At 72.9% G+C, this 24,126-nt stretch carries 22 protein-coding genes and 1 pseudogene; 8 read left to right on the top strand and 15 right to left on the bottom strand.

The window, feature by feature from the left end; genetic code table 11:
* The first annotated feature begins 2 nt into the window (after positions 1–2).
* From ACGFT1_RS07615 to pssA, 3 genes are all read left to right on the top strand, one after another.
* The gene (locus ACGFT1_RS07615) at positions 3–1,208 is read left to right on the top strand and encodes an acyl-CoA dehydrogenase family protein (protein WP_373908100.1); all 1,206 of its coding nucleotides are present in this window, start codon (positions 3–5) and stop codon (positions 1,206–1,208) included.
* A gap of 169 nt (positions 1,209–1,377) precedes the next feature.
* The gene (locus ACGFT1_RS07610; protein WP_373908099.1) at positions 1,378–2,034 is read left to right on the top strand and encodes a phosphatidylserine decarboxylase; all 657 of its coding nucleotides are present in this window, start codon (positions 1,378–1,380) and stop codon (positions 2,032–2,034) included.
* Between the two features lie 22 nt (positions 2,035–2,056).
* Positions 2,057–2,875, top strand: a complete 819-nt coding sequence (gene pssA, locus ACGFT1_RS07605) for a CDP-diacylglycerol--serine O-phosphatidyltransferase (protein ID WP_373908241.1) — start codon at positions 2,057–2,059, stop codon at positions 2,873–2,875.
* A 734-nt stretch (positions 2,876–3,609) separates the two neighbouring features.
* Here the strand turns inward: pssA and ACGFT1_RS07600 are convergent.
* Entirely contained in the window at positions 3,610–4,761 is a 1,152-nt protein-coding gene (locus tag ACGFT1_RS07600) for a glycerate kinase (protein ID WP_373908098.1), read from the bottom strand.
* Positions 4,762–4,913: 152 nt separating this feature from the next.
* Here ACGFT1_RS07600 and ACGFT1_RS07595 point away from each other — a divergent pair, with 152 nt between their 5' ends.
* The 3 genes from ACGFT1_RS07595 (at position 4,914) to ACGFT1_RS07585 (ending at position 7,311) form a co-directional block, all read left to right on the top strand.
* Entirely contained in the window at positions 4,914–5,987 is a 1,074-nt protein-coding gene (locus ACGFT1_RS07595; protein WP_373908097.1) for an ADP-ribosylglycohydrolase family protein, read from the top strand.
* 28 nt (positions 5,988–6,015) lie between these two features.
* Positions 6,016–6,510, top strand: coding sequence for an NUDIX domain-containing protein (locus tag ACGFT1_RS07590; protein WP_373908096.1), 495 nt, complete (start codon positions 6,016–6,018; stop codon positions 6,508–6,510).
* Positions 6,511–6,573: 63 nt separating this feature from the next.
* On the top strand, positions 6,574–7,311 hold the full coding sequence (locus ACGFT1_RS07585; RefSeq protein WP_373908095.1) for an NAD-dependent deacetylase: 738 nt from the start codon (positions 6,574–6,576) through the stop codon (positions 7,309–7,311).
* Between the two features lie 34 nt (positions 7,312–7,345).
* Here the strand turns inward: ACGFT1_RS07585 and ACGFT1_RS07580 are convergent, their stop codons facing one another.
* From ACGFT1_RS07580 to ACGFT1_RS07535, 10 genes and pseudogenes are all read right to left on the bottom strand, one after another.
* Positions 7,346–7,837: a methylated-DNA--[protein]-cysteine S-methyltransferase gene (locus ACGFT1_RS07580; protein WP_373908094.1), complete on the bottom strand. Its 492-nt coding sequence runs from the start codon at positions 7,835–7,837 to the stop codon at positions 7,346–7,348.
* Between the two features lie 9 nt (positions 7,838–7,846).
* Positions 7,847–9,325: an AlkA N-terminal domain-containing protein gene (locus ACGFT1_RS07575; RefSeq protein ID WP_373908093.1), complete on the bottom strand. Its 1,479-nt coding sequence runs from the start codon at positions 9,323–9,325 to the stop codon at positions 7,847–7,849.
* 163 nt (positions 9,326–9,488) lie between these two features.
* On the bottom strand, positions 9,489–10,295 hold the full coding sequence (locus ACGFT1_RS07570) for a methylenetetrahydrofolate reductase (RefSeq protein ID WP_373908240.1): 807 nt from the start codon (positions 10,293–10,295) through the stop codon (positions 9,489–9,491).
* A gap of 192 nt (positions 10,296–10,487) precedes the next feature.
* Positions 10,488–10,943, bottom strand: a complete 456-nt coding sequence (locus ACGFT1_RS07565) for a hypothetical protein (protein ID WP_373908092.1) — start codon at positions 10,941–10,943, stop codon at positions 10,488–10,490.
* Positions 10,944–11,180: 237 nt separating this feature from the next.
* Positions 11,181–11,768, bottom strand: a pseudogene (locus tag ACGFT1_RS07560) (lytic polysaccharide monooxygenase).
* Positions 11,769–11,801: 33 nt separating this feature from the next.
* On the bottom strand, positions 11,802–11,972 hold the full coding sequence (locus ACGFT1_RS07555; RefSeq protein ID WP_037661814.1) for a hypothetical protein: 171 nt from the start codon (positions 11,970–11,972) through the stop codon (positions 11,802–11,804).
* 245 nt (positions 11,973–12,217) lie between these two features.
* Positions 12,218–12,730, bottom strand: coding sequence for an O-acetyl-ADP-ribose deacetylase (locus ACGFT1_RS07550; protein ID WP_373908091.1), 513 nt, complete (start codon positions 12,728–12,730; stop codon positions 12,218–12,220).
* Positions 12,727–14,136 (bottom strand): phytoene desaturase family protein, encoded by a 1,410-nt coding sequence (locus ACGFT1_RS07545; RefSeq protein WP_373908090.1) that lies wholly within the window; start codon positions 14,134–14,136, stop codon positions 12,727–12,729. Before ACGFT1_RS07545 ends, ACGFT1_RS07550 begins: the two co-directional genes overlap by 4 nt.
* A 95-nt stretch (positions 14,137–14,231) precedes the next feature.
* Positions 14,232–15,077 carry an inositol monophosphatase gene (locus tag ACGFT1_RS07540; RefSeq protein WP_373908089.1) on the bottom strand — a complete coding sequence of 282 codons (846 nt, stop codon included), beginning with the start codon at positions 15,075–15,077 and terminating at the stop codon, positions 14,232–14,234.
* A gap of 151 nt (positions 15,078–15,228) precedes the next feature.
* The gene (locus ACGFT1_RS07535; RefSeq protein WP_373908088.1) at positions 15,229–17,070 is read right to left on the bottom strand and encodes a gamma-glutamyltransferase family protein; all 1,842 of its coding nucleotides are present in this window, start codon (positions 17,068–17,070) and stop codon (positions 15,229–15,231) included.
* A gap of 110 nt (positions 17,071–17,180) precedes the next feature.
* Between ACGFT1_RS07535 and ACGFT1_RS07530 the strand changes: the two genes are divergently transcribed.
* Both ACGFT1_RS07530 and ACGFT1_RS07525 read left to right on the top strand, forming a co-directional pair.
* On the top strand, positions 17,181–18,245 hold the full coding sequence (locus ACGFT1_RS07530; RefSeq protein WP_373908087.1) for a biotin/lipoate A/B protein ligase family protein: 1,065 nt from the start codon (positions 17,181–17,183) through the stop codon (positions 18,243–18,245).
* A 187-nt stretch (positions 18,246–18,432) separates the two neighbouring features.
* Positions 18,433–19,101 (top strand): hypothetical protein, encoded by a 669-nt coding sequence (locus ACGFT1_RS07525; RefSeq protein ID WP_373908086.1) that lies wholly within the window; start codon positions 18,433–18,435, stop codon positions 19,099–19,101.
* Positions 19,102–19,374: 273 nt separating this feature from the next.
* Here ACGFT1_RS07525 and ACGFT1_RS07520 read toward each other — a convergent pair whose 3' ends face one another.
* The 4 genes from ACGFT1_RS07520 to ACGFT1_RS07505 form a co-directional block, all read right to left on the bottom strand.
* Positions 19,375–20,394 carry a TIGR03842 family LLM class F420-dependent oxidoreductase gene (locus ACGFT1_RS07520; protein ID WP_373908085.1) on the bottom strand — a complete coding sequence of 340 codons (1,020 nt, stop codon included), beginning with the start codon at positions 20,392–20,394 and terminating at the stop codon, positions 19,375–19,377.
* Between the two features lie 10 nt (positions 20,395–20,404).
* On the bottom strand, positions 20,405–21,847 hold the full coding sequence (gene hydA / locus ACGFT1_RS07515) for a dihydropyrimidinase (protein ID WP_373908084.1): 1,443 nt from the start codon (positions 21,845–21,847) through the stop codon (positions 20,405–20,407).
* 105 nt (positions 21,848–21,952) lie between these two features.
* Entirely contained in the window at positions 21,953–23,245 is a 1,293-nt protein-coding gene (locus ACGFT1_RS07510; protein WP_373908083.1) for an aspartate aminotransferase family protein, read from the bottom strand.
* On the bottom strand, positions 23,242–24,084 hold the full coding sequence (locus ACGFT1_RS07505) for a nitrilase-related carbon-nitrogen hydrolase (protein WP_373908082.1): 843 nt from the start codon (positions 24,082–24,084) through the stop codon (positions 23,242–23,244). Before ACGFT1_RS07505 ends, ACGFT1_RS07510 begins: the two co-directional genes overlap by 4 nt.
* Positions 24,085–24,126: the final 42 nt, after the last annotated feature.

Here is a 24,126-nt window from a genome sequence, read left to right as displayed (position 1 = left end):
CCATGGCCCGTCTCGCCCAGACCGCCGGTCTGACCGACGTCCAGCAGGAGATCCTCTCCACCGTCCGGGACTTCGTCGACAAGGAGATCATCCCGGTCGCGACCGAGCTGGAGCACCGCGACGAGTACCCGCAAGCGATCGTGGACGGCCTGAGGGAACTCGGCCTGTTCGGACTCATGATCCCCGAGGAGTACGGGGGCCTGGGCGAGTCGCTGCTCACCTACGCGTTGTGCGTGGAGGAGATCGCCCGCGGCTGGATGTCGGTGTCCGGCATCATCAACACCCACTTCATCGTCGCGTACATGCTCAAGCAGCACGGCACGCAGGAGCAGAAGGACCACTTCCTGCCGCGCATGGCGGCCGGCGACATCCGCGGCGCGTTCTCGATGTCGGAGCCGGGACTGGGCTCGGACGTGTCGGCCATCACCTCCAAGGCCGTGCGGGACGGCGACGAGTACGTCCTGAACGGCCAGAAGATGTGGCTGACGAACGGCGGTACGTCCTCGCTGGTGGCCGTCCTCGTCCGCAGTGACGAAGGACACCCCGAGGGCACGGCGCCGCACCGGTCGATGACCACCTTCCTGGTCGAGAAGGAGCCGGGCTTCGGCGAGGTCCGCCCGGGCCTCACCATCCCCGGCAAGATCGACAAGATGGGCTACAAGGGCGTCGACACCACCGAGCTGATCATGGACGGCCTGCGCGTACCGGCCGACCGGGTGCTCGGCGGGGTCACCGGCCGAGGTTTTTACCAAATGATGGACGGCGTGGAGGTGGGTCGCGTCAACGTGGCGGCGCGTGGCTGCGGCGTCGCTCAGCGTGCCTTCGAACTGGGTGTCCGCTATGCCCAGCAACGCCACACTTTCGGCAAGCCGATCGCCCAGCACCAGGCCATCCAGTTCAAGCTGGCGGACATGGCCACCAAGGTCGAGGCCGCGCATGCCATGATGGTCAACGCGGCACGCAAAAAGGACTCCGGGGAGCGAAACGACCTGGAAGCGGGCATGGCGAAGTACCTGGCCTCCGAGTACTGCAAGGAGGTCGTGGAGGACGCCTTCCGGATCCACGGCGGCTACGGCTTCTCCAAGGAGTACGAGATCGAGCGCCTCTACCGCGAGGCCCCGATGCTGCTCATCGGTGAAGGTACCGCCGAGATCCAGAAAATGATCATCGGGCGCAGGCTGCTCGAAGAGTATCGCTTCCAGGGCTGATTGTCCGGGTACGGGGTGTTTTCTCCGAGAAGAAGATCACACCCCGTGAACGGGCTTCAGCCGCCGACTCGACTGCCTGGCTTGCCCAGTTGTGGCCCGCGACCGGTACGATCCCGGAAAGCCGCCGTCCCCCGTCAGAGCGCGGCATCATCCGCTACGAAGGTCATCCATGCCCCACAGCCAAACCTCTGCACACCGCGACAGCCTGGTAGGCGCACGCCTCGCGCGCGGAGCATCGCCGTGGCTTCTCCCGACCGTCGCCACCGCAGCACTCAGCCTGGCCCGCGCCCGCCGCTCGGGCGCCGCCAAGGCCGTCGCCGTGCCCGTCACCGCGCTCGCGGCGGGCATGCTGTGGTTCTTCCGCGACCCCGAGCGCGAGATCTCCCAGGGCCGGGTCATCTCGCCCGCCGACGGTGTGGTGCAGAGCATCATGCCGTGGAAGGACGGGCGTACCCGAGTCGCGATCTTCATGAGCCCGCTCAACGTCCACGTCAACCGCGCGCCCCTCGCGGGCACCGTGACGTCGGTCGAGCACATCGCCGGCGGCTTTGTTCCTGCTTTCAACAAGGAGAGCGAGAACAACGAGCGCGTAGTCTGGCATTTCGACACCGAACTCGGCGACATCGAGATGATCCAGATCGCCGGCGCGGTGGCCCGCCGCATCGTGCCCTACATCCCCGAGGGCACGAAGGTCGAGCAGGGCGACCGTATCGGTCTGATCCGCTTCGGCTCGCGTGTCGACCTCTACCTGCCCGAGGGTGTGGAGGTCGCGGTCGAGGTCGGACAGAAGACCGTGGCTGGGGTGACTCGCATTGACCGTGATTGATCCGGAGACCCAGGCGGGCTGGGTGCCAGAGGCCGACGACGTGGACGACGACGAGGAGATGCCCCTGTCTCTGCGCCTGTCGATAGCGGACACCCTGACGCTGGGCAACGCCACCTGCGGGTTCATGGCGGTGTACTTCACCACCACCGGCATCCTGATCCCGCACCTCACCGGCAGCCAGGAGTCCGGCATGGCCCGCCACAGCGCGGCCACGGCGGTCATCCTGATGCTCTGCGCGGCGGTCTTCGACCTGTTCGACGGCCTGGTGGCACGCAAGCTGCGCTCCTCCCCCATGGGCGCCGAACTGGACAACCTTTCCGACCTGATCAGCTTCGGACTCGCCCCCGCCTACTTCGTGCTCGTCTACGGCATGGTCGCCGACGACGCGCACCAGCGGGTGGCGGCGGTGGGCGCGATCGTGGTGCTGCTGGCGGTGGTGCTGAGACTGGCCCGGTTCAGCTGCGTGACGGTGAAGGACGGCACGTTCCAGGGCATGCCCTCGCCGTTCGGCGCGCTGACGGTCGTCTCGATCGTGCTGCTGGAGCTGCCGTTCGTGGCGACGCTGCTGGCGATCCTCGGGACGGCGTGGCTGATGGTGAGCCGCGTGGAGTACCCCAAGCCGCGGGGCCGCCTCGCCGGCGCGGTGCTCGGCTGGATCGTGCTGTCGATGGGCCTGCTGGCCGCGTGGGCCTTCGACGCCCCGAGCGGTCAGCTGCTGCTCCAGACGGGCTGCGCGCTCCAGCTGGTCATGGGCGCGGTGATCCCGCTGTTCGCCACGGCCCGACGGGTGAACAACTTCCGCGACAACCGGCGCGAGGCGCGGGCGACGCAACTGCCGTGACGTCCCGCCGAAAGGGCCCCGGATCCGACGAGGATCCGGGGCCCTTCGCCGTGTGCCGTGGCGGTCGCCTGTCCGAGGCGTCCGGGGGCTCCACGCCCGGGGCTCCCGCCCTGCCCACCTCCGGCTCGCCCGACCGGACCGGCCGTCGGCACCGCCGTTGCGGCGGGCGCCGTTCCGGCCCACGGCCGCACCGGGCGGGCGCCATGTCAGCCGCTCGATCCGGCCACCCCTCTGCCAGCGGGCCGAGCCGGGGGCCGGCGCCCCCGCCCAGCGACCAGCCGATCCGGCGGGAACTCTCGTCAGCCGGCCGAACCGGAGGGCAGGTCCCCCGTTGGTTCGCCGACCGACGCCGACGGGCACACTGTCGGGCCACCAGCCGGGCCCACCGGCGTCCATGGCCTACCGGCCCACCGCGGGGCCCGGCGGACTCCCCCGCCGGCCCACCGGACCGGTCCCGCGGGCGGCACGCCGGTGAACCGGCCGGGCCCCATGGGCGCCATGTCGGCCAGGCGGCCGTCCGTCCGGTCGGCCGGACGCAGCAGACACCTCACCAGCCGCCGGCCCACCGCGGGGCCCGGCGGACTCCCCCGCCGGCCCACCGGACCGGTCCCGCGGGCGGCACGCCGGTGAACCGGCCGGGCCCCGTGGGCGCCTCGTCGGCCAGGCGGGCCGGAACCCGCGCGTACCCAGCCGACCGAGCGAGCGGACGGCGGGTGCGCGGGGTGGGGGCAGGGTCAGCTGAGGTAGTCCTCGGCTATGCGGGCCGCGATCTGCTCCAGGATGGGGCCCGCGTCGGCGATGCAGCGGGTGACGTCCGGCTCGACGGACGTCAGGGGGTAGGCCCGCTCGATGCCGGCCCGTAGCAGCGCCTCGTCCGGCAGGGTGAGCCGTCCGCACACCGCCACCACCCTCCGGCCCGCGGCCCGCGCCGCCGCTGCGACCCCCGCCGGCGCCTTCCCGTGCAGGGTCTGCTCGTCCAGCGAACCCTCCCCGGTGATCACCAGCGAGGCCCGCTCCAGTGCGGGCGCGAAGCCCAGCACGTCCAGCATGACCTCGATGCCGGGCCGGAACCGGGCGCCCAGGAGCAGCGCGCCGAAACCGATGCCGCCCGCCGCGCCCGCGCCAGGTGCCGCGGCGTACTCCGCCGCGCGCGGTCCGGCCACCGCCTCCAGCACCTCGGCGAAGTGGGCGAGGGCCGCGTCCAGTGCCGCCACGTCGCCGGGTGTGGCGCCCTTCTGCGGGCCGTACACCGCCGGCGCGCCCTTGGGCCCGGTCAGCGGATTGTCGACATCACTGGCCAGCACCAGGTCGACCGTGGCCAGCCGGGGGTCGAGGCCGGAGAGGTCGACGCGGGCCAGGGCGGCCAGGCCGCCGCCGCCCGGCGCCACCGGTTCCCCCGCCCCGGTCAGGAACCGGGCGCCCAGCGCGGACAGCATCCCGGCGCCGCCGTCCGTCGTGGCGCTGCCGCCGACGCCGAACACGATCGTCCGCGCGCCCGCGTCCAGCGCGGCCCGCAGCAGCTCCCCGGAGCCGTACGTCGAGGCGGTCAGCGGCGCGAACACACCGGCCGGCAGGCGCTGGAGCCCGCTCGCCTCGGCCATCTCCACGACCGCGGTGCCCTCGCGCAGCGCGAACGCGGCCGTCACCTCCTGACCCAGCGGCCCGGCGACCCGCACCTCGCGCCGTTCGAAACCGGCCGCGACGGCCGCGTCCACGGTGCCGTCACCGCCGTCGGCCACGGGCAGCGCCTCGGCATCGAGGTCCGGCACGACCCGGCGCAGCCCGGCGGCCACCCGCTCGGCGACCTGCACGGCCGTCAGCGAGCCCTTGAACTTGTCCGCGGCGATGAGCACCCGGCGGGTCTCGTTCCCTGCAGCGTCCGCCACCTTGTTCTTCCCCTTGCTCTCCGGGCCCCGCGCATGTCGGGGCCAGTCGCGCCGCTGCGACCATAACCGCAGGACACCTCCGCCGTCATGCGCCGCCCGAACCGTGGGAAGCCGCCGCGCGCCGGGCCCGGCAAAGTGGGTACACCCCTGCCATGAGCACCCAGCGCACCGGACCCGGCCTCGGCGACCGCATCCACGGCGGCTGGCTCGGCCGGATCGCGGGCAACATGCTCGGCAAGCCGGTGGAGCAGGGCGAGGTGTGGACCCGCGACCGCATCGACCGCTATCTGCGCCGGGCCGCGGCGCTGCCGCTGACCGACTACCTCCCCGAGCCCGCCGACCCGGCCGAGGCCGCCGTCCTGCGCCCGGAGTGGCGCCGGTGCGTGCGCGGCCGGATCCACGGCAGCTGCCGGGACGACGACATCGACTACGCGGTCCTCGGCCTGCACCTGCTGGAGACCCACGGTTTCGGCTTCAGCACCGAGCAGGTCGGTGACCTGTGGCTGCTCAGGCTGCCGTACCTCCAGACGTTCACTGCGGAGCGGGCGGCGTACCGCAACCTCGCGAACGGGCTGAAACCGCCGCTGACGGCGACGTACGACAATCCGTACCAGGAGTGGATCGGCGCGCTGATCCGCGCCGACGTGTACGGCTGGACCTGCCCGGGCGACCCCGTCCGGGCCGCCGGCCTGGCCCGCCGGGACGCGGTGCTGTCGCACACCGGCAACGGGGTGTACGGCGCGATGTTCGCGGCGGCGCTGATCGCGGCGGCCTTCACCGCCCCGGACGTGCGGCACGCGCTGGAGAGCGCGCTCGCCGTGATTCCGGCGAGCAGCCGCCTCGCCCGGATCGTACGGCGGGTCGCGACCCTGCACGAGACCCGGCTGCCGTGGGAGGAGACGCTGGCCACCGTGGCCGCGGAGACCGCCGGGCTCGGCTGGATCCACACCGTGCCCAACGCGGCCGTCCTCACCGCCGGACTGCTGTACGGCGACGGCGACTTCACCCGGACCATCGCCCTGACCGTGCGCGGCGGCCTGGACACCGACTCCAACGGGGCGACGGCCGGTTCGGTGGCCGGCGTGTTCACCGGGGCGGACGCCATTCCGGCGCAGTGGCGCGATCCGCTGGAGGACACGGTCCGCAGCGCGGTGTTCGGCTTCGACGGCGTACGGATCGGTGCGCTGGCCGAGCGCACCCTGCGCCTGGCGGTGGACGGGACATGACCGGCCGGTGGCTGGTTACCCTTTCTTGATGACCACGACTCCTGATTTCGCCACGTACGTCGCAGGCCTGCCCCGGATCATCGCCGGTGCCGCCGCGCTCTTCCGGGACGCCGAGGGCCGGGTGCTGCTCGTCGAGCCCAACTACCGCGAGGGCTGGGCGCTTCCGGGCGGAACCATCGAGTCCGACGACGGGGAGACCCCGCGGCGGGGCGCGCGCCGGGAGACGCTGGAGGAGATCGGGCTCGACCGGGAGCTCGGCCGGCTGCTGGCGGTGGACTGGGTGCGCGGCGTGGGCCGGCCGCCGCTGGTCGCCTATCTGTACGACGGCGGTCTGCTGACCGAGACCGACCTGAAGGCCATCCGCCTCCAGGAGGAGGAGCTGCTGTCGTGGCAGCTGGTCGCGCGGGAAGACCTCACCGCGTATCTGCCCGGCGCGCTCGGGCGCCGGGTGCTGGCCGCCCTGGACGTCCTCGCGGAAGGCTCCGGCACGGCGGAACTGGAGAACGGCAACCGCGTGTCGTGACCGCCCGGCAGGCCCCTGATATCCGTTCGCGGCCGGGGGGAAGCCCCGCCTACGCTCGGTCCCATGACCAAGCCGCTCGTCGCCGTGTTCAGCGGGGCCGGTGTCTCCACCGACTCCGGCATCCCGGACTACCGCGGGCCGAACGGCCTGTGGCGCCGGGATCCCGACGCCGAGAAACTCGTGACGTACGAGTACTACATGGGCGATCCGGAGATCCGGCGGCGGTCGTGGCAGATGCGGCGCGCGAACCGCGCGCTGCGGGCCGAGCCGAACGCGGCGCACCGGGCGGTGGTCGAGCTGGAGCGGTCCGGCACCCCGGTGCGGGTCATCACGCAGAACGTCGACGGGCTGCACCAACTGGCCGGGATGCCCGCCCGCAAGGTGCTGGAACTGCACGGCAGCGCGCGTGACGTCCTGTGCACGCGGTGCGGTGCGCGCGGGTCCATGGAGGACGCGATCGCACGGGTGGAGGCGGGCGAGGACGACCCGCCCTGTCCGCGCTGCGGCGGCGTTCTGAAGCCGGCGACCGTGATGTTCGGTGAGCACCTCGATCCGGTCGTGCTGGGCGACGCGGTCGCGGTCGGCAAGGCCTGCGACGTCTTCGTCGCCGTCGGCAGCAGCCTCCAGGTGCACCCCGCGGCCGGCCTCGTGGGCGTCGCCGCCGACCACGGGGCCCGGCTGATCATCGTCAACGCCGAACCGACGCCGTACGACGAGCGGGCCGAGGAGGTGATCCGCGAACCGATCGGGACGGCCCTGCCCCGGCTCCTGCGGCTGCTCGGCGCCGGCGGCACTCCATAGGGCCGGGCTCAAGAGCAACTCCCGGCCGCGGCGCTCAGAAGAGTGCGCTGCCGCGCTCGAAGTCGAGCAGGCGCCGCTTGCGGTCCAGGCCGCCGCCGTAACCGGTGAGGCTGCCGTCGGAGCCCACCACCCGGTGGCAGGGGACGATGATGCCGACGGGGTTGCGGCCGTTGGCGAGGCCGACGGCGCGGGAGGCCCGGGGATTGCCGAGGAGGTCGGCGAGTTCGCCGTACGTCCGGGTTTCTCCGTACGGGATGCGGGCCAGTTGCTGCCAGACGCTGCGCTGGAACGGCGTTCCGTGCAGCCCGAGCCGGACGGTGAACCCGGTCGACTCGCCCGCGAAGTACGTCTCCAGCTGCTCCCGGGTCTCGGCGAAGACGGGCAGGGTGTCGTCGCGCGGCCCGAAGGACTCCTCACCGGGGCGGTGCCGCTGGCCTGCCATGTACAGGCCGCACAGGGCGCCTTCCGCGTCGGCGACCAGGGTGAGCGGCCCGTAGGGGCTGTCGGTCACGGTGTGGTGGTTCATCGGGTTCCTTCAGGCCGGGAGGAAGTTGATCGGGTGGGTGTCGGTCGCCCACAGGTACTGCACCGCGTACGCCCGCCAGGGCCGCCAGGTCGCCGCGCGGGCGGTGAGCGCGGCCGGGGTGGACGGCAGGCCCAGGTCCTTCGCGGCGCGGCGGATGCCGAGGTCGGTGGGGAGGAAGGCGTCGGGGTCGCCGAGGGCGCGCATCGCGATGATGTCGGCCGTCCACGGCCCGAAGCCGGGCAGCGCCAGGAGCCGGGCGCGTGCCTCGGCCCAGTCGGTCTCCACTCCCAAGTGAAGCGTACCGTCGGCAAGTTGGCGGACGAGGGTGGTGAAGGTGGTGCGCCGGGTGCGGGGCATGGCCAGGGTCTCGGGGTCGACGGCGGCCAGTGCCTGCGGGGTCGGGAAGAGGTGGGTGAGCCCGCCCTCCGGGTCGTCCAGGGGCTTGCCGTGCGCGGTGACGAGGCGGGCCGCGTGGGTGCGGGCGGCGGCGGTGGACACCTGCTGGCCGAGCACGGCGCGGACCGCGAACTCGTCCTCGTCGACCGTGCGCGGCACCCGGCGGCCGGGGCCGCGGTCCACCAGGGGAGCGAGCAGCGGGTCGGCGCGCAGCCGGTCGTCGACGGCGACCGGATCGGCGTCCAGGTCGAGCAGGCGGCGGCAGCGGCTGATGGCCACGGTCAGGTCACGCAGGTCGCTGAGGGTGAGGCGGCAGGCGATGTGGTCGGGCCGCGGGGCGAGGGCGGCGATGCCGTGCCCGTACGGCAGCCGGAGCGTGCGCCGATAGGCGCCGTCCCGCCACTCCTCGACGCCGGGTACGGCGGTCGCGGCGAGGTGGCCGAAGAGGTTGGAGGGGTTGAGGGGGGCGCGGAACGGCAGCCTGAGGGCGAGCACGCCCGGGGTGCCCGCGCCGCTGCGGGGCGCCCGGGCCCGCAGCTCGCTCGGGGACAGGGCGAAGACCTCGCGGACGGTGTCGTTGAAGGCGCGCACGGAGGAGAAGCCGGCCGCGAAGGCGATTTCCGCCATGGGCAGCGGGGTGGTCTCGATGAGCAGCCGTGCGGTCTGGGCGCGCTGGGCGCGGGCGAGGGCGAGGGGGCCGGCGCCCAGTTCGGCGAGCAGCTGCCGCTCCACCTGCCGGGTGCTGTAGCCGAGCCGGGCGGCGAGTCCGGGGACGCCTTCACGGTCCACGACGCCGTCGGCGATCAGCCGCATGGCGCGGGCCACCAGGTCGGCGCGCTGGTTCCACTCCGGGGAGCCGGGGCTGGTGTCGGGGCGGCAGCGTTTGCACGCCCGGAACCCGGCCTGCTGGCAGGCCGCGGCGCTCGGGTGGAAGGTCATGTTCTCCGGCTTGGGCGGCACGGCCGGGCAGCTGGGCCGGCAGTAGACGCGGGTGGTCAGGACGGCGGTGAAGAACCAGCCGTCGAAGCGCGCGTCCTTCGACCGCACGGCCTGTACGCACTGCTCCCGGTCGAGGTGCATCCCTGTCTGCATGCGTCCAGCATGGGCCACGGTCCACCCCGGCCGCTGGCGGAAATCCGACACGTACGTCGACCTGGCCAGGGACCCGGCCGACCGCATCGAGCAGTCGGGCCCGTTTCGCCGCTGCGTTCGGACGGTGCCGCCGGCGCCTCGGGTCCCCGGGCGCGCAGCGGCCTCAGCCGGCTCGCTCCTGGCGGAACCGGGTGATCCACTCGGCGGTGGTGCGCAGGCCGCCGAAGGTGTAGAAGTGCACCTTCACCACGCCGTGCCGCTCGGGGTCGTACCGGTCGGCCAGTGCGCGCAGGAAGCGGTCCGGGCCGGCCGTCCCCACGAGGTTGGTCAGCGAGAAGCCGTACTTGCGGGCCACGGAGGCGCTGGTGCCGACGCCGAACCGGGCGGCGTAGCCGAGCAGCCGGCGCACTCCGGCGGGGCCGGGAACGCCGATGCGGACGGGCAGGTGCACGCCGCGCGCCCGGAGGTCCTCCAGCCAGGCGAGGACCGGGTCGACGTCGAAGCCGAACTGGGTGATGACATCGCCGGTGAACCGGTGGGCCGCGATGGCCGCCGCCTTCTCCGTGAGCGCCGCCCACAGGGCCGGACCGGGAATCCCGGGATGGCCCTCCGGGTAGCCGGTGATGCCGACGTGCCGGACGCCGTACTGCCGGAGCGGCCCGGTGCGCAGGACGGCGAGGGCGTCCTCGTAGGGGCCCTCGGGCCGGGCGGGGTCGCCGCCGACGACGAACACGTTCCCGGCGGTGCCGTCGGCCGCCAGTCCGGCGAGGAACTCCTCCAGGGCGGGCCGGGAGGGCAGGCGCCGCGCGGAGATGTGCGGTACGGGCACGAACCCGAGCCGTCCGACCGCGCGCGCCGCGGCCAGCCGGGTGGTGGTGTCCTCACCGGCGAGGAAGGTGATGTTGATCCGGGTGCCCGGCGGAATGCCGTCGCGCGCCTCCTCGAGGCCGGGCGTGTCCTTGCCGGTCATCTCCAGGGAGAAGTCGTCCAGCAGGGAGGCGCCGGTGCCCCGACCCGGGCTCCCGGTGCCGTGCGGGCAGGGGGCACCGCCCTCGGACGGGGCGGTGACGGCGGGGTTCATCGTGCTCCTCGTACGGCGTGGTCCTGGCCCGGGCCGATGATGCCACGCCGTCCGCCACAACCGCCGCCCAGGGGGCCCGGGTCAGGCCGCGGCCGCTTCCTGCCGGGACGCGAGCGCCCAGATGACGAAGACGTCGAGCGCCATCACGATCACCGACCACAGGGGCGCGTACGGCAGGAACATGAACTGGGCGATGAGGCTGAGCGCGGCCAGGAACAGGCCGGTGAAGCGGGCCCAGGTCGCGTCCTTGAGCAGGCCGATGCCGGTGCCCAGGACGAGGGCGCCGAGGATGATGTGGATCGTGCCCCAGCCGGTGAGTGTCATCTTGTAGACGTAGGCGCCGATGCGGACGTAGACGTGGTCCCCGACGACCGCGGCGATCCCCTGCAGGAGGGCGAGGATGCCGCTGCACACCATGAGGACTCCCGCGAACGTGACGCCGCCGGTCACCCAGCCGCCGTCCCGGGCCCCGGCCTGACGTGGCGGCCGTGAGCCGCTCGCGGGTCCCGGTCCGGTGGGCTGCGCTGCCTGGCTCATGAGCGTGTCCTTTCTGCCTCCCCGTTCCCGAAGTGCCCGCACGCTCGCGGGGAGCGTGCGGGCACTTCCGAGCGTCGGGCCGGCAGCCCGCGGACGCACCGGGAGCGACGCCGTCCGGGTGAGCGGCCGTCGCGTGCCCGCGTCGCCGCGCATCGCACGGGAACGGGTCGGGCCGGCGTGGCGGAGTCCGCCCGCGCCGGCCCGCGCCGGTGGCTCAGGAGTTTCCGTGGTGCGGCGTCAGAACGTGACGTCCGAGCAGGCGTAGAACGCGTCGCCCGTGTCCGCGGTGGTCCACACGCCGAGGATGACGTGGTGACCGCTCAGTCCGGTCGGCAGGGTGCCGCTGTGGCTGAGGGTGGCCGGCGGCTGCTTGCCGCCGTAGGGGACCGTCAGGAACGGGGTCGTGTCCAGACCGGCGCGTGTCAGGGTGTGGTCCTGGTTCCAGCCCTGCTTGGTGACGTAGTACCGGAAGTCCGTCGTCGCGTGCCGCGCCTCGAACTGCCAGCGGAAGGTGTAGCTCTGGCCGCCGGTGGCCTTGGTGGTGGGCCACTCCGTGCCCTTGGGGGTCCGGGCGCCGTCGAGCTGGCCGAAGCGGCTCTCGCCGCCGGAGCAGAGCCGGCCGTCGGCCGGTCCGCCCGCCGGGAACCCCTTGGGACCCTAGACGTTCTGCGGTTCCCACTGGATCCCGCCGCAGCCCTTCACGGTGCCGTTGGCGCAGAGCGACTGCCTGCTGATGGGGAGGTCGGTGTAGCCGTGGCTGCTGGCGCCACCGCGCCGGACACACGTAGGGCCCGGCCGTCCCCGGCCGGGCCCTACGTACTTCACAGTGGCGTACGCGTCATACCGCGACGCCCGTGGCTACCAGCGGTACCAGCGGCCCTTGCGGCCACCGCTGTCCGCGGAGCGGACCACGAAGCCCAGCAGCCACACGATCAGGACGATCACCGCGATCCACCACAGCGCCTTCAGTGCGAAGCCCGCGCCGAAGAGGATCAGAGCCAGAAGAAGAACCAGAAGCAGGGGAACCATTGTTATCAACCTCCTGGCCACCGCATGCCCTTACTTCAGTCCTACAAGCACACAGAACACAAGTTATTTCTTCACATCGGCGGGCATACTCGCGCGCCGCGTGTTGTTCCCGCTCTCCCGCGCCGTACGCGTCACGGTTCGGGCACCGGCGTTCTCGGTCGGGCACCGGGGAAACCCCGCCCGTCCCGACCCGTGCGGTGGAGCACACGAGCCCACCGGGGACGGGCCGTGCCCCGTGCGGCGGACTATCCGGGCAGTTGCCGGGCGAACGCCTCGTACGCGCGGTCGTCGAACAGGACGAACCTCACCTCTTCGACGCCGGTCGGCGTGTTCCGTACGGTCCGCGTCGCGATGCGGGCCGCGTCGTCCATCGGCCACCCGTACACGCCCGTGGAGATCGCCGGGAACGCGACCGTGCGGGCACCCAGCTCGTCGGCGACCCGGAGACACTCCCGGTAGCAGGACGCGAGCAGCGCGGGCCCGTCGTCCGGGCCCCGGTACACCGGGCCGACGGTGTGGATCACCCAGCGGGCGTCGAGTTCACCCGCCGTGGTGGCGACGGCCCGGCCCGTGGGCAGGCCCTTGCCGTACCGGGAGGCACGCAGCGCGCGGCACTCCGCCAGGATCGCGGGGCCGCCGCGGCGGTGGATGGCGCCGTCCACGCCCCCGCCGCCGAGGAGCGAGGAGTTCGCGGCGTTGACGAGGGCGTCGGCGCGCTGCCGGGTGATGTCGCCCTGGACGAGGGTGAGGCGGGTCATGTCTGCCTCAGCCTGCGCCAGACGGCCTTGGCGGCGTTGTGCCCCGACATGCCGTGGACGCCGGGCCCCGGCGGAGTGGCCGAGGAGCAGATGAACACGGCCGGATGGGGCGTGTGGTACGGGAAAAGGGACAGCTTGGGACGCAGCAGCAGCTGGAGTCCGGAGGCCGCGCCGCAGGCGATGTCACCGCCTACGTAGTTGGCGTTGTGGGCGGCCATCTCGGCGGGGCCGGCGATGGCGCGGGCGAGGACGCGGTCGCGGAAGCCGGGCGCGAAGCGCTCCAGCTGGCGCTCCAGGGCGTCGGTGAGGTCGCCGGACCAGCCGTTCGGCACATGGCCGTAGGCCCAGAAGACGTGCTTGCCCTCGGGGGCGCGGGTGGGGTCGACGACGCTGGGCTGCACGGTGATCATGAAGGGCCGTTCGGGGGCGCGGCCCTCCCGGGAGGCGGCGCGCAGCGCGGTGCCGATCTCGGCCCGGCTCGCGCCGATCTGGACGGTACCGGCGACGCGGGCCTCGGGAGCCGTCCAGGGCACCGGGCCGTCCAGCGCGTAGTCGATCTTGAAGACGCCGGGGCCGTAGCGGTAGTTCGCGTAGTGGTCGCCGAAGCCCGCGATACGGGCGAGCGCGGTGGGCGAGGTGTCGAAGACGTAGGCGCGCGCCGGCGGCAGGTCGTCCAGGCGCTTGACCTCGAAGTCCGTGTGCACCTCACCGCCGAGGTCCGCCAGATAGGCGGCGAGGGCGTCGGAGATGGCCTGGGAGCCGCCGCGCGGCACGGGCCAGCCGCGGGCGTGGGCGGCGAGGGCGAACACCAGCCCGATGGCGCTGGTGGCCAGGCCGTTGAGCGGCGCCATCACATGGGCGACCAGGCCGGAGAAGAGGGCCTTGACCTGTTCGTCCCGGAAGCGGCGCATCAGCCAGGTGGACGGCGCAAGCCCGACCAGGCCGAAGCGGGCCAGGGTGACGGGGTCGCGCGGGAGCGCGGTCAGCGGCAGGGACATGAAGTCCCTCACGAGCGTGTCCCAGTGGGCGAGGAGCGGCTCGACCAGTCTGCGGTACGGGCCCGCGTCGCGCGGTCCGAAGGATGCGGCGGTCTCGGCCACCGACCGGGACAGCACGGACGCGGTGCCGTCCGGGAACGGGTGGGCCATGGGCAGCGGGGCGTGCAGCCACTCCAGGCCGTACCGGTCGAGGGGCAGGGCGCGGAACGCCGGGGAGTTGATACCGAGGGGGTGGGCCGCCGAGCACGGGTCGTGCCGGAAGCCGGGCAGCGTCAGCTCCTCGGTACGGGCGCCCCCGCCCACCGTGGGCCGCGCCTCGAACAGGGCCACGGAGAAGCCCCGGCGGGCCAGCTCCACGGCTGCGGTCAGTCCGTTCGGTCCCGCACCCACCACGACCGCATCGAGCATCGACGGCACCTTCGGACCCCTTCGTCAGCCGACGGCCATTCGCGAGCAGGATATGCCGGGAGCCTGCCCTCCCCCGGGCCGGGTGGCCCCGGACCTCAGGACGCCGCGCCCAGCAGGCCGGCCAGCCGGCGGGCGGTGGCGGCGTCACGGGCGGCGGTGAACGGCAGGACGTTCCCGCCGGTGACCCGGAACGGCTCACCGGTCAGCGTGACGTGCGTGCCACCCGCCTCCTCGACCAGGAGCAGCCCCGCCGCGTGGTCCCAGGCGGCCTCCCAGGAGAACGCGACCGCGTCCAGCTCGCCCCGGGCGACGGCGAGGTACTCCAGACCCGCGGAACCGCACGGGCGCGGCGCGAGGCCGTCGGTCCACAGGGCCTTCAGGGCCCGCTTCTGCTCTTCTGTGGTGAAGTCCGGGTGGGAGACGGCGACCACGAGGTCCCGGCCGGGCGCGGGCGGGCCGGCGAACAGCCGCTCGCCGTCGAGGAACGCGCCGCGGCCGCGGACGGCGGTGGCGAACTGGTCGCGGGCCGCGGCGTACGTCCAGGAGGCGATCACGGTGCCGCGGTGGGCGAGGGCGACCAGCGTGCAGAAGCCGTCGTCGCCGTGCACGAACTGGCGGGTGCCGTCGACCGGGTCGACGATCCAGACCGGCGCCTCGCCCTGGAGCGCCTCGTACACCGCGGGGTTGGCGTGCACCGCTTCCTCGCCGACCACGACCGAGCCGGGCAGCAGGGCGCCGAGGTCGTCGGTGAGCCGCAGCTCGGCGAGGCGGTCGGCGTCCGTCACCAGGTCGTGCGGGCCGCTCTTCTGGTCCACCTCGTGCTCGGCGAGACGGCGGAAGCGGGGCAGGATCTCGGCCGCGGCGGCCTTGCGGACCGCCTCTTCCACGTCGGCCGAGCAGCGGGCGAGAAACTCCTCGATGGTTTCCGTTTCTTCGATCATGCCTCCATGAGAGCACGTCCCCCTGACAGTCCCCGCCCCGCGGGTGCACTCCGGAGGGAATCGGTATGAACGACGGACGACGGAGCACGGAGGACCGAGCACGGAGCCCGGGGCTGCGGGAGGAGTCCCCGGGGGAGGCCCCCCGCCCGCGTCAGCGGCCCACGGCGTACCCCTGCATGCCGCGCGGGTTCGCCGCCGCCGACAGGATGCCGGTGCCCGGGTCCCGGGCCACCGCGCACAGCCGCCCCTCGGACCAGGCGGGGCCGACGGTGACGTCGTGGCCGCGCCGCCGCAGCCCCTCGATCACCCCGGGATCGGTGCGGGACTCGACGGTCACGCTGCCGGGACACCGGCCGCGCGGGTGGAAGGAACTGGGGAAGCTGTCGTTGTGCCAGTTCGGGGCGTCGATGGCGCCCTGGAGGTCGAGGCCGCCGCGGACGGGGGCGCGCAGCGCGGCGGCGAGGAGGAAGTGCAGCTGCCACTGGTCCTGCTGGTCACCGCCGGGCGTGCCGAACGCGAGGACCGGCACCCCGTCGCGCAGCGCGAGCGACGGGGTGAGCGTGGTGCGGGGACGGCGGCCGGGAGTGAGCGAGTTGGGCAGGCCCTCCTCCAGCCAGGCCATCTGCAGACGGGTACCGAGCGGGAAACCCAGCTCGGGGACGACCGGGTTGGACTGGAGCCAGCCACCGCTGGGCGTGGCCGCGACCATGTTGCCCCACCGGTCGACGACGTCGATGTGACAGGTGTCGCCCCGGGTCACGCCGTCCGCGCCGACCCGCGGCTCACCTGACACCTGGGGCTCATCGGGGAACTGCGCGACCGTCGGCTCGCCGGCGCCCGGCACGCGCGCGCGCAGGTGTCCGTGAGCGCCCGGGCCCGCGGCCGCCGATGCGAGCGCGGGCAGCCGTGGGGCGCGCCCGCCGGGGCTGCCGGGCCGCAGCTCGTAGGAGGCCGTACCGCCGACGAGTGCGCGCCTGGCCGCGTTGTATCCGTCGGACAGCAGCTCGGCGACGGGCACCTCGGCGGCGTCCCCGTACCAGGCCTCGCGGTCGGCCATGGCGAGCTTGCAGCCCTCGACCAGCAGGTGGACGTAGTCGGCGGTGCCGTAGGCGGGCAGTTCGGGCGGCAGCAGGGCCAGTTGCTGGAGCAGGACCGGTCCCTGGCTCCAGGGACCGGCCTTGCACACGGTCCAGCCGTTCCAGTCGTACGTCACCGGTGCCTCGTAGGACGCCGACCAGCCGGCGAGGTCGGCCTCGGTGAGGGTGCCGGTGTGGCGCTCGCCGCTGGTGTCGACCGTGGGCCGCCCGGACTGCCGTACCAGGGCCTCGGCGACGAAGCCCGAGCGCCACGCCTCCCGCGCGGCGTCGATCCGGGCCTCCCGGCCGCCCGCGCGGGCTGACTCGGCCAGCAGCCGCCTCCAGGTGGCGGCGAGCGCGGGATTGCGCAGCAGCGTGCCGGGGCGGGGCGCACGTCCGCCCGGCAGGTAGACCTCCGCGGACGACGTCCACTCGGTCTCGAAGAGCCGCCGTACGCTCTCGACGGTCGCGCCGACGTTCTCCACGGGCGCGTGCCCGCGCTCGGCGTACCCGATGGCGTACTTCAGCACGTCATCGAGGGACCTGGTGCCGTGGTCGCGCAGGAGCAGCAGCCAGGCGTCGAAGGCGCCGGGCACGGCGGCGGCGAGCGGTCCGGTGCCCGGTACGAGGTCCAGCCCCAGGCTCCGGTAGTGGGCGACGGTGGCGCCCGCCGGGGCCACGCCCTGCCCGCACAGCACCCGCACCGCGCCGCCCGCCGGGGCGAGCAGGACCGGCACCTCACCGGCCGGCCCGTTGAGGTGCGGCTCCACCACATGCAGCACGAACGCGCCGGCCACGGCCGCGTCGAAGGCGTTACCCCCGCCCTCCAGGACCGCCATCGCCGACTGGGAGGCCAGCCAGTGGGTGGAAGACACCATGCCGAACGTGCCGTGGAGGGTGGGCCGGGTGGTGAACACCTGTGTGCTCCTCTGCTCGCCCGGCATGCTACGGACCACACCGCCGCCGGGGAACACCCCGGGCCGACCGGGCGTTGATCTCGTGCGGGGGGAAAGGGAGGCCCTGGCAAGTGCATGGTGAGTACAAGGTGCCGGGCGGCAAGCTCGTCGTCGTGGACGTGGAGGCCGCGGACGGTGTGCTGCGGGACGTGCGGGTGGCCGGGGACTTCTTCCTGGAGCCGGACGAGGCGCTGGACGCGGTGGACCGGGCGCTGGAGGGCGCGCCGGCGGACACCGACGCGGCGGGACTCGCGGCCCGGATCGAGGCGGCTCTGCCCGCCGGGACGGTGATGTACGGCCTGACGGCGGAGGGCGTGGCGATCGCGGTGCGCCGGGCGCTCGCGCACGCCACGGACTGGACGGACTACGACTGGCAGCTGATCCACGACAGTCCGCAGCCGCCGGCCCTGCACATGGCGCTGGACGAGGTGCTGACCGCGGAGGTGGCCGCGGGCCGGCGCCCTCCGACGCTGCGCGTGTGGGAGTGGGGCGCCCCGGCGGTGATCATCGGCAGTTTCCAGTCGCTGCGCAACGAGGTGGACGCGGAGGGCGCCGTCCGGCACGGCATCGAGGTGGTGCGGCGGATCTCCGGCGGCGGCGCGATGTTCGTGGAGCCCGGCAACACGATCACCTACTCGCTGTCGGTGCCCGAGTCCCTCGTCCACGGCCTGTCCTTCCAGGACAGCTACGCCTACCTGGACGACTGGGTGCTGGGCGCCCTCGGTGACATGGGCATCCGCGCCTGGTACCAGCCGCTGAACGACATCGCGACCGACCAGGGCAAGATCGCGGGCGCGGCTCAGAAGCGGATCGTCGGCCCCGGCGGCGGGCCGGGGGCCGTACTGCACCACGTGACGATGTCGTACGACATCGACGCGGACAAGATGGTGGAGGTCCTGCGGATCGGGCGGGAGAAGCTGTCCGACAAGGGCACGAAGAGCGCCCGGAAGAGAGTCGATCCGCTGCGGCGTCAGACGGGGCTGGCGCGCGAGGCGGTCATCGACCGGATGATCGAGTCCTTCGGCGCGCGCTACGGCCTGACGCGGGGCAAGGTCACCGCCGAGGAACTGGAACGCGCCGAGGAACTGGCCCGCATCAAGTTCACGTCACGGCAGTGGACGGCGAGGGTGCCGTAGGGAAGGGGGGTTCCGCAGCCAGGGGGCGTCGGTTAACGGACATAGCGGCACACCGTGCCTGGACTGCCGTGACCGGGTGGGTACGCAGTGCGTCGGCACTTCCGCGGCACAGGCAGTCATGTGACACTGTCGTCCCCGTCCACCCTGCGGACCCTTTCCCCACCCCCTTCCCCACGAGAAGTGCGCCGTGCGTTCCCTTCCTCTGCCGCTCGCCCTCACCGCGCGCCTGTCGCCGGTCGCGGTGCTCGCCTGCGCCGGCTGGGCGCTGACGTCCGGACCGGTCACCCCGCCCGCCGCCGGGCAGCAGACGGCCCATAAGGTGCCCGCCGGTGCCTCCTCCGCGGCGCCCTCGGCCACGGCATCGGCGCCGAGGACGTACACCGCCGCGCCCGCCCCCTGCGCCAGTGTGCCCGCGGCCACCGTCAAGTCCCTGGTGCCGGGGGCCAGGACGGCCGGCAAGGAGATCCCGTCGACCGACACGGAGCTGCGCCGCACCTGTTCCTGGAACGCGCTCACGGGTTACGACTACCGCTGGCTCGACGTGTCCTTCGAGATCACCGGGTCGGACCGGGAGGCGCGCGAGGAGTACGAGCAGCGGATCCGCGAGAAGAGCGGTGGCGGGGCCGTCCCCGGACTCGGGGACGGCGGCTACTCGGTGGTCGACCTCACCACCGAGGACAAGCAGCAGACCCGCGAGGGCGTGGTGCTGGCCCGGGCCGCCAACGCGCTCGTGGTCGTCACCTACAACGGCAGCGACTTCGAGACCAAGAAGGCCCCCGCCACGGACGAGATCAACAAGGGGGCCATCAAGGCGGCGAAGGCGGCGGTCGCCGCGCTGGGCGGCGGTCGGGGCTGAGCAGCCGTACGCCGGGCCCTGGTCCACCGGGCCGGTGGGTTCCTTTCCCGATGCCGTGGACGACGACGTGGACCAGCGGGCCCAGTCGGACCCGGTCGTCGTTGCGCAGGCGGACCGCTTGGCCCGGCACCAGGACACGGCCGTTGACGCTGACGTCGTTGGTGGCGCCCCGTGGGACCTGTCGGGAACGGCCGTGCGGGCACCGGCCCCCTCCCCGGGACGGCGGGGAGGGGGAGACGAGGAGGGGCGGGGCCGGGGGCGTGCCCAGCGGGGTCAGGCGTTGACGGCGGGGATGATCCGGCTGCCGTAGGCGTCGATCGTCGCCTCCTGCGCGTCGTGCATGTCGTACACGGCGAACTGGTCGACGCCCAGGGCTCGCAGCGCGGTCAGCTTCTCGATGTGCTTCTGCGCGGGACCGATCACGCAGAAGCGGTCCACGATCTCGTCGGGCACGAACCGGGTGTCCGGGTTGTCGCTGCGCCCGTGGTGGGCGTAGTCGTAGCCGTGCCGGGACCTGATGTAGTCGGTGAGTTCCCGGGGGATCCGGCCGGAGTGCTCGCCGTACCGGGCGACCAGGTCGGCGACGTGGTTGCCGACCATGCCGCCGAACCAGCGGCACTGCTCGCGGGCGTGGGCGAGGGCCCCGGGCGAGTCGTCCTCGGTGACGTAGGCGGGCGCGGCCACGCAGACGGTGACCTCGGCGGGGTCGCGGCCGGCGGCGGCCGCCGCCTCCTTGACGCTCTTCACCATGTACTCGGTCAGGTACAGGTCGGCCAGCTGGAGGATGAACCCGTCGGCCTCCTCGCCGGCCATCTTCAGCGCCTTCGGTCCGTACGCGGCCATCCAGACGGGGAGTTCGGCTCCCTCCCCGACCCACGGGAACCGGATCCTCGTGCCGCCGAGGTCGGCCTCCTCGCCGCGGCCGAGGGCGCGGATCACCTTCATGGCCCCGCTGAGCCGGGCGAGGGTGTCGGGCGCGCGGCCGGCGACGCGCATCGCGGAGTCGCCGCGGCCGATACCGCAGACGGTGCGGTTGCCGAACATGTCGTTGAGGGTGGCGAAGGTGGAGGCGGTGACCTCCCAGGCGCGGGTGCCCGGGTTGGTGACCATCGGGCCGACCTTGAGCCTGGAGGTGTTGGCGAGGATCTGGCTGTGGATCACGAACGGCTCCTGCCACAGCACGGCGGAGTCGAAGGTCCAGCCGTAGCGGAAGCCGTTGCGTTCGGCCCGCTTCATCAGGCTGATGACGCGGGAGGCCGGCGGGTCGGTCTGGAGGACGAGGCCGAAGTCCATGGGGCCGCTCCTAGGCGAGGTACTGACAGGTGGAGCGCGGGGTGTAGACGCCGTGCCCGGCACGGCCGGTGTACTCCCGCTGGTCGATGACGAGTTCACCCCGGGAGAGGACCGTCTCGACACGGCCGGTGACGCGCCTGCCCTCGTACGCCGAGTAGTCCACGTTCATGTGGTGGGTCTCTGCGGACAGCACCTGTTCGGCGTGCGGGTCGTAGATGACGACGTCCGCGTCGGCGCCCGGGGCGAGGGTGCCCTTCTTCGGGTACAGGCCGAACATGCGGGCCGGGGTGGCGCAGGCGATCTCGATCCAGCGGCGGCGGGAGATGTGCCCGTCGACGACGGCCTGGTGCAGCAGGTCCATCCGGTTCTCCACACCCGGCAGGCCGTTGGGGATCTTGGAGAAGTCGCCGCGGCCGAGCTCCTTCTGGCCGGTGAAGCAGAAGGGGCAGTGGTCGGTGGAGACCACCTGGAGGTCGTTGGTGCGCAGCCCCTTCCACAGGGCGGCCTGGTGCTCCCTCGGCCGCAGCGGGGTGGAGCACACGTACTTGGCGCCCTCGAAGTCCGGTTCGGCCAGGTTGTCGGTGGACAGGAACAGGTACTGCGGGCAGGTCTCGCCGAAGACGTTCAGCCCCTCGTCCCGGGCCCGGGCCAGCTCGGCGACCGCCTCGGTGGCGGAGACGTGCACGACGTACAGCGGGGCGCCGGCGACCTGGGCGAGGCGGATGGCGCGGTGGGTGGCCTCGGCCTCCAGCAGGGCCTTGCGGACCTCGCCGTGGTAGCGGGGGTCGGTCTCGCCGCGGGCGAGGGCCTGTTCGACCAGGACGTCGATGGCGATGCCGTTCTCGGCGTGCATCATGATCAGGCCGCCGTTCTCGGCGGCGCGCTGCATGGCGCGCAGGATCTGGCCGTCGTCGCTGTAGAACACCCCCGGGTAGGCCATGAACTGCTTGAAGCTCGTCACCCCCTCCTCGATCAGCAGGTCCATCTCCTTGAGCGTCTCCTGGTTCACATCGGAGACGATCATGTGGAAGCCGTAGTCGATCGCGCAGTTGCCCTCGGCCTTGGCGTGCCAGGTGTCCAGGCCCTCGCGCAGGGTGTGGCCGACGCTCTGCACCGCGAAGTCGACGATCGTCGTCGTACCGCCCCAGGCCGCGGCCCGGGTGCCGGTCTCGAAGGTGTCCGAGGCGAAGGTGCCGCCGAAGGGCAGCTCCATGTGGGTGTGGGCGTCGACACCGCCCGGGATGACGTACTTGCCCCTGGCGTCGATGACCCTCCCCCACCCTTCGGCCCGGGGTTCCCCCCTCTCGCTCCGCTCGGCGGTGAACGCCCCGGCCGCGGGCGTGCCGGAGGCGGCGAGGGCGGCGATGCGGCCGTCCTCGATCAGGACGTCGGCGTGGATCTCGTCCGACGCGGTGATGACGAGACCGCCGCGGATGACGGTACGGCTGCTCATGCTGCTCCCTCGGTCGACGGTACGGTCGGGGCGCGGTCGGCGGCGCGCCCGCCGGGGGGCGGCGGTCGTCTCCGTACGCCCCCCGGCTGCCGCCGGTGGCGCTGGTCAGCTGCTGTCTTCCACGCTTCTCAGCGCCTGTTCCAGGATCGCCGCGCCCTCTTCGGCCTCGGCGACGGTCAGGGACAGCGGCGGGGCGATCCGCAGGGCGCTGGTGTCGTGACCGCCGCCCTTGCCGATGAGCAGTCCGCCGTCGCGGGCCGCCTCCAGCACCGCGGCGACGGCCTGCGGGTCGGCCTCGTCCGTGCCCGGTTTGACCAGTTCGACGCCGATCATCAGTCCCCGTCCGCGTACCTCGCGCACTCCTGGCAGCCGGGCGGCGACCGTGCGGAGCCGCTCGATGAGCAGTCCGCCGACCCGTCGGGCGTTGCCCTGGAGGTCGTGTTCCAGGAGGTGATTGAGGTTGGCGAGGGCGGCGGCCATGGTGAGCTGGGTGCCGCCGAAGGTCGAGATGCTGTTGGCGTCCAGGCAGTTCATGATCTCGGCGGGGGCGATCACCCCGCCGACGGACATGCCGTTGCCGATGCCCTTGGCGAAGGTGACGATGTCCGGCGGGCCGCCGCGGGCGTGCGCCTGCCAGCCCCAGAAGTGGTCGCCGGTGCGGCCCCAGCCGGTCTGCACCTCGTCGGCGATCCACAGGATCCCCTGGGCGGCGAGGACTTCGCGGAACGCCGCGTACAGCCCGTCGGGCGGCGAGGTGAACCCGCCGACGCCCTGGACGGGTTCGGCGATCAGCGCGGCGGGCGGCCGGATGTGCCCGAGGACGTCCTTCAGGTCGGCCACACACGCGTCGGTGAACGCGCGGTCGTCCAGCTCCGCGTACGGTCCCCGGGTGCGGACGCCGCCGTGGACGTACAGGGTGTGCAGCGGGGACAGCGAGGTCGGTGACCAGCCGCGGTTGCCGGTGATGCCGACCGTGCTGAAGGAGCGGCCGTGGTAGCTGTTGCGCATGGCCAGCACGGTGTTGCTGCGCCGGTAGGCGGTGGCGAGCAGCAGGGCGGTGTCGTTGGCCTCGGTGCCGGAGGTGGTGAAGAACACGCGGGCGTCGGGGATGGCGCTCACCTGGGCGATGCGCTCGGCGAGTTCGACCATCGGCCGGTTGAGGTAGAGGGTCGAGGAGTGGATGATCCGGGCGGCCTGCTCGCTGACCGCCTTGGTCACCTCGGGCAGCGCGTGCGCGGTCGACGTGGTCAGGATGCCGCCGAAGAAGTCCAGGTATCTGCGGCCGGCGGCGTCCCAGACGTACCGGCCCTCGCCGTGGGTGATCTCGATGGGGTCGTCGTAGTAGAGGGCGAGCCAGTCGGGCAGCACACGGCGGTGACGGGAGTAGAGGTCGTTCACGGCCGCACCAGCCCGTCGTAGGCGTCGGGGCGGCGGTCACGGTAGAAGGCCCACTGCTGCCGCACCTCCTCGATGAGGTCGAAGTCGAGGTCGCGGACGACGAGTTCCTCGGACTTGTCGTCGGCGGTCTCCCCCACGAAGCGTCCGCGCGGATCGACGAAGTACGAGGTGCCGTAGAAGTCGTTGTCGCCGTACTCCTCCTGCCCCACCCGGTTGATGGCGGCGACGAAGTACTCGTTGGCGACGGCCGCGGCGGGCTGCTCCAGCTGCCACAGGTGGGCGGACAGGCCCCGGTGGGTGGCGGAGGGGTTGTAGACCAGCTGGGCGCCGTTCAGGCCGAGTTGCCGCCAGCCCTCCGGGAAGTGCCGGTCGTAGCAGATGTAGACGCCGACCTTGCCGGCGGCGGTGTCGAAGACGGGCCATCCCAGGTTGCCGGGTTTGAAGTAGTACTTCTCCCAGAAGCCTTTGACCTGGGGGATGTGGTGCTTGCGGTACTTGCCGAGGTAGGTGCCGTCGGCGTCGATCACGGCGGCGGTGTTGTAGTAGAAACCGGACTGCTCGACCTCGAAGACCGGGACGACGATCACCATGCCGGTCTCGCGGGCGAGGTCCCGCATCCGGCGGACGGTCGGCCCGTCGGGCACCGGCTCGGCCCAGCGGTAGTGCTCCGGTTCCTGCACCTGGCAGAAGTAGGGGGCGTTGAAGACTTCCTGGAAACCGATGATCCGTGCGCCCCGGCGAGCCGCCTCCCGGGCGTGCTCCTCGTGTTTCGCCACCATGGACTCGGTGTCGCCGGTCCAGGTGGCCTGGACCAGAGCGGCGCGTACGACGTTGGCCATGAGCTGCTCCTTCGACGCGGCCTCAGAGCCTCTACGCCCGTA

The sequence above is a fragment of the Streptomyces sp. Y20 genome (assembly GCF_043195475.1).
Taxonomy (GTDB): Bacteria; Actinomycetota; Actinomycetes; order Streptomycetales; family Streptomycetaceae; genus Streptomyces.
This window is presented reverse-complemented; position numbering and strand designations above follow the sequence as displayed.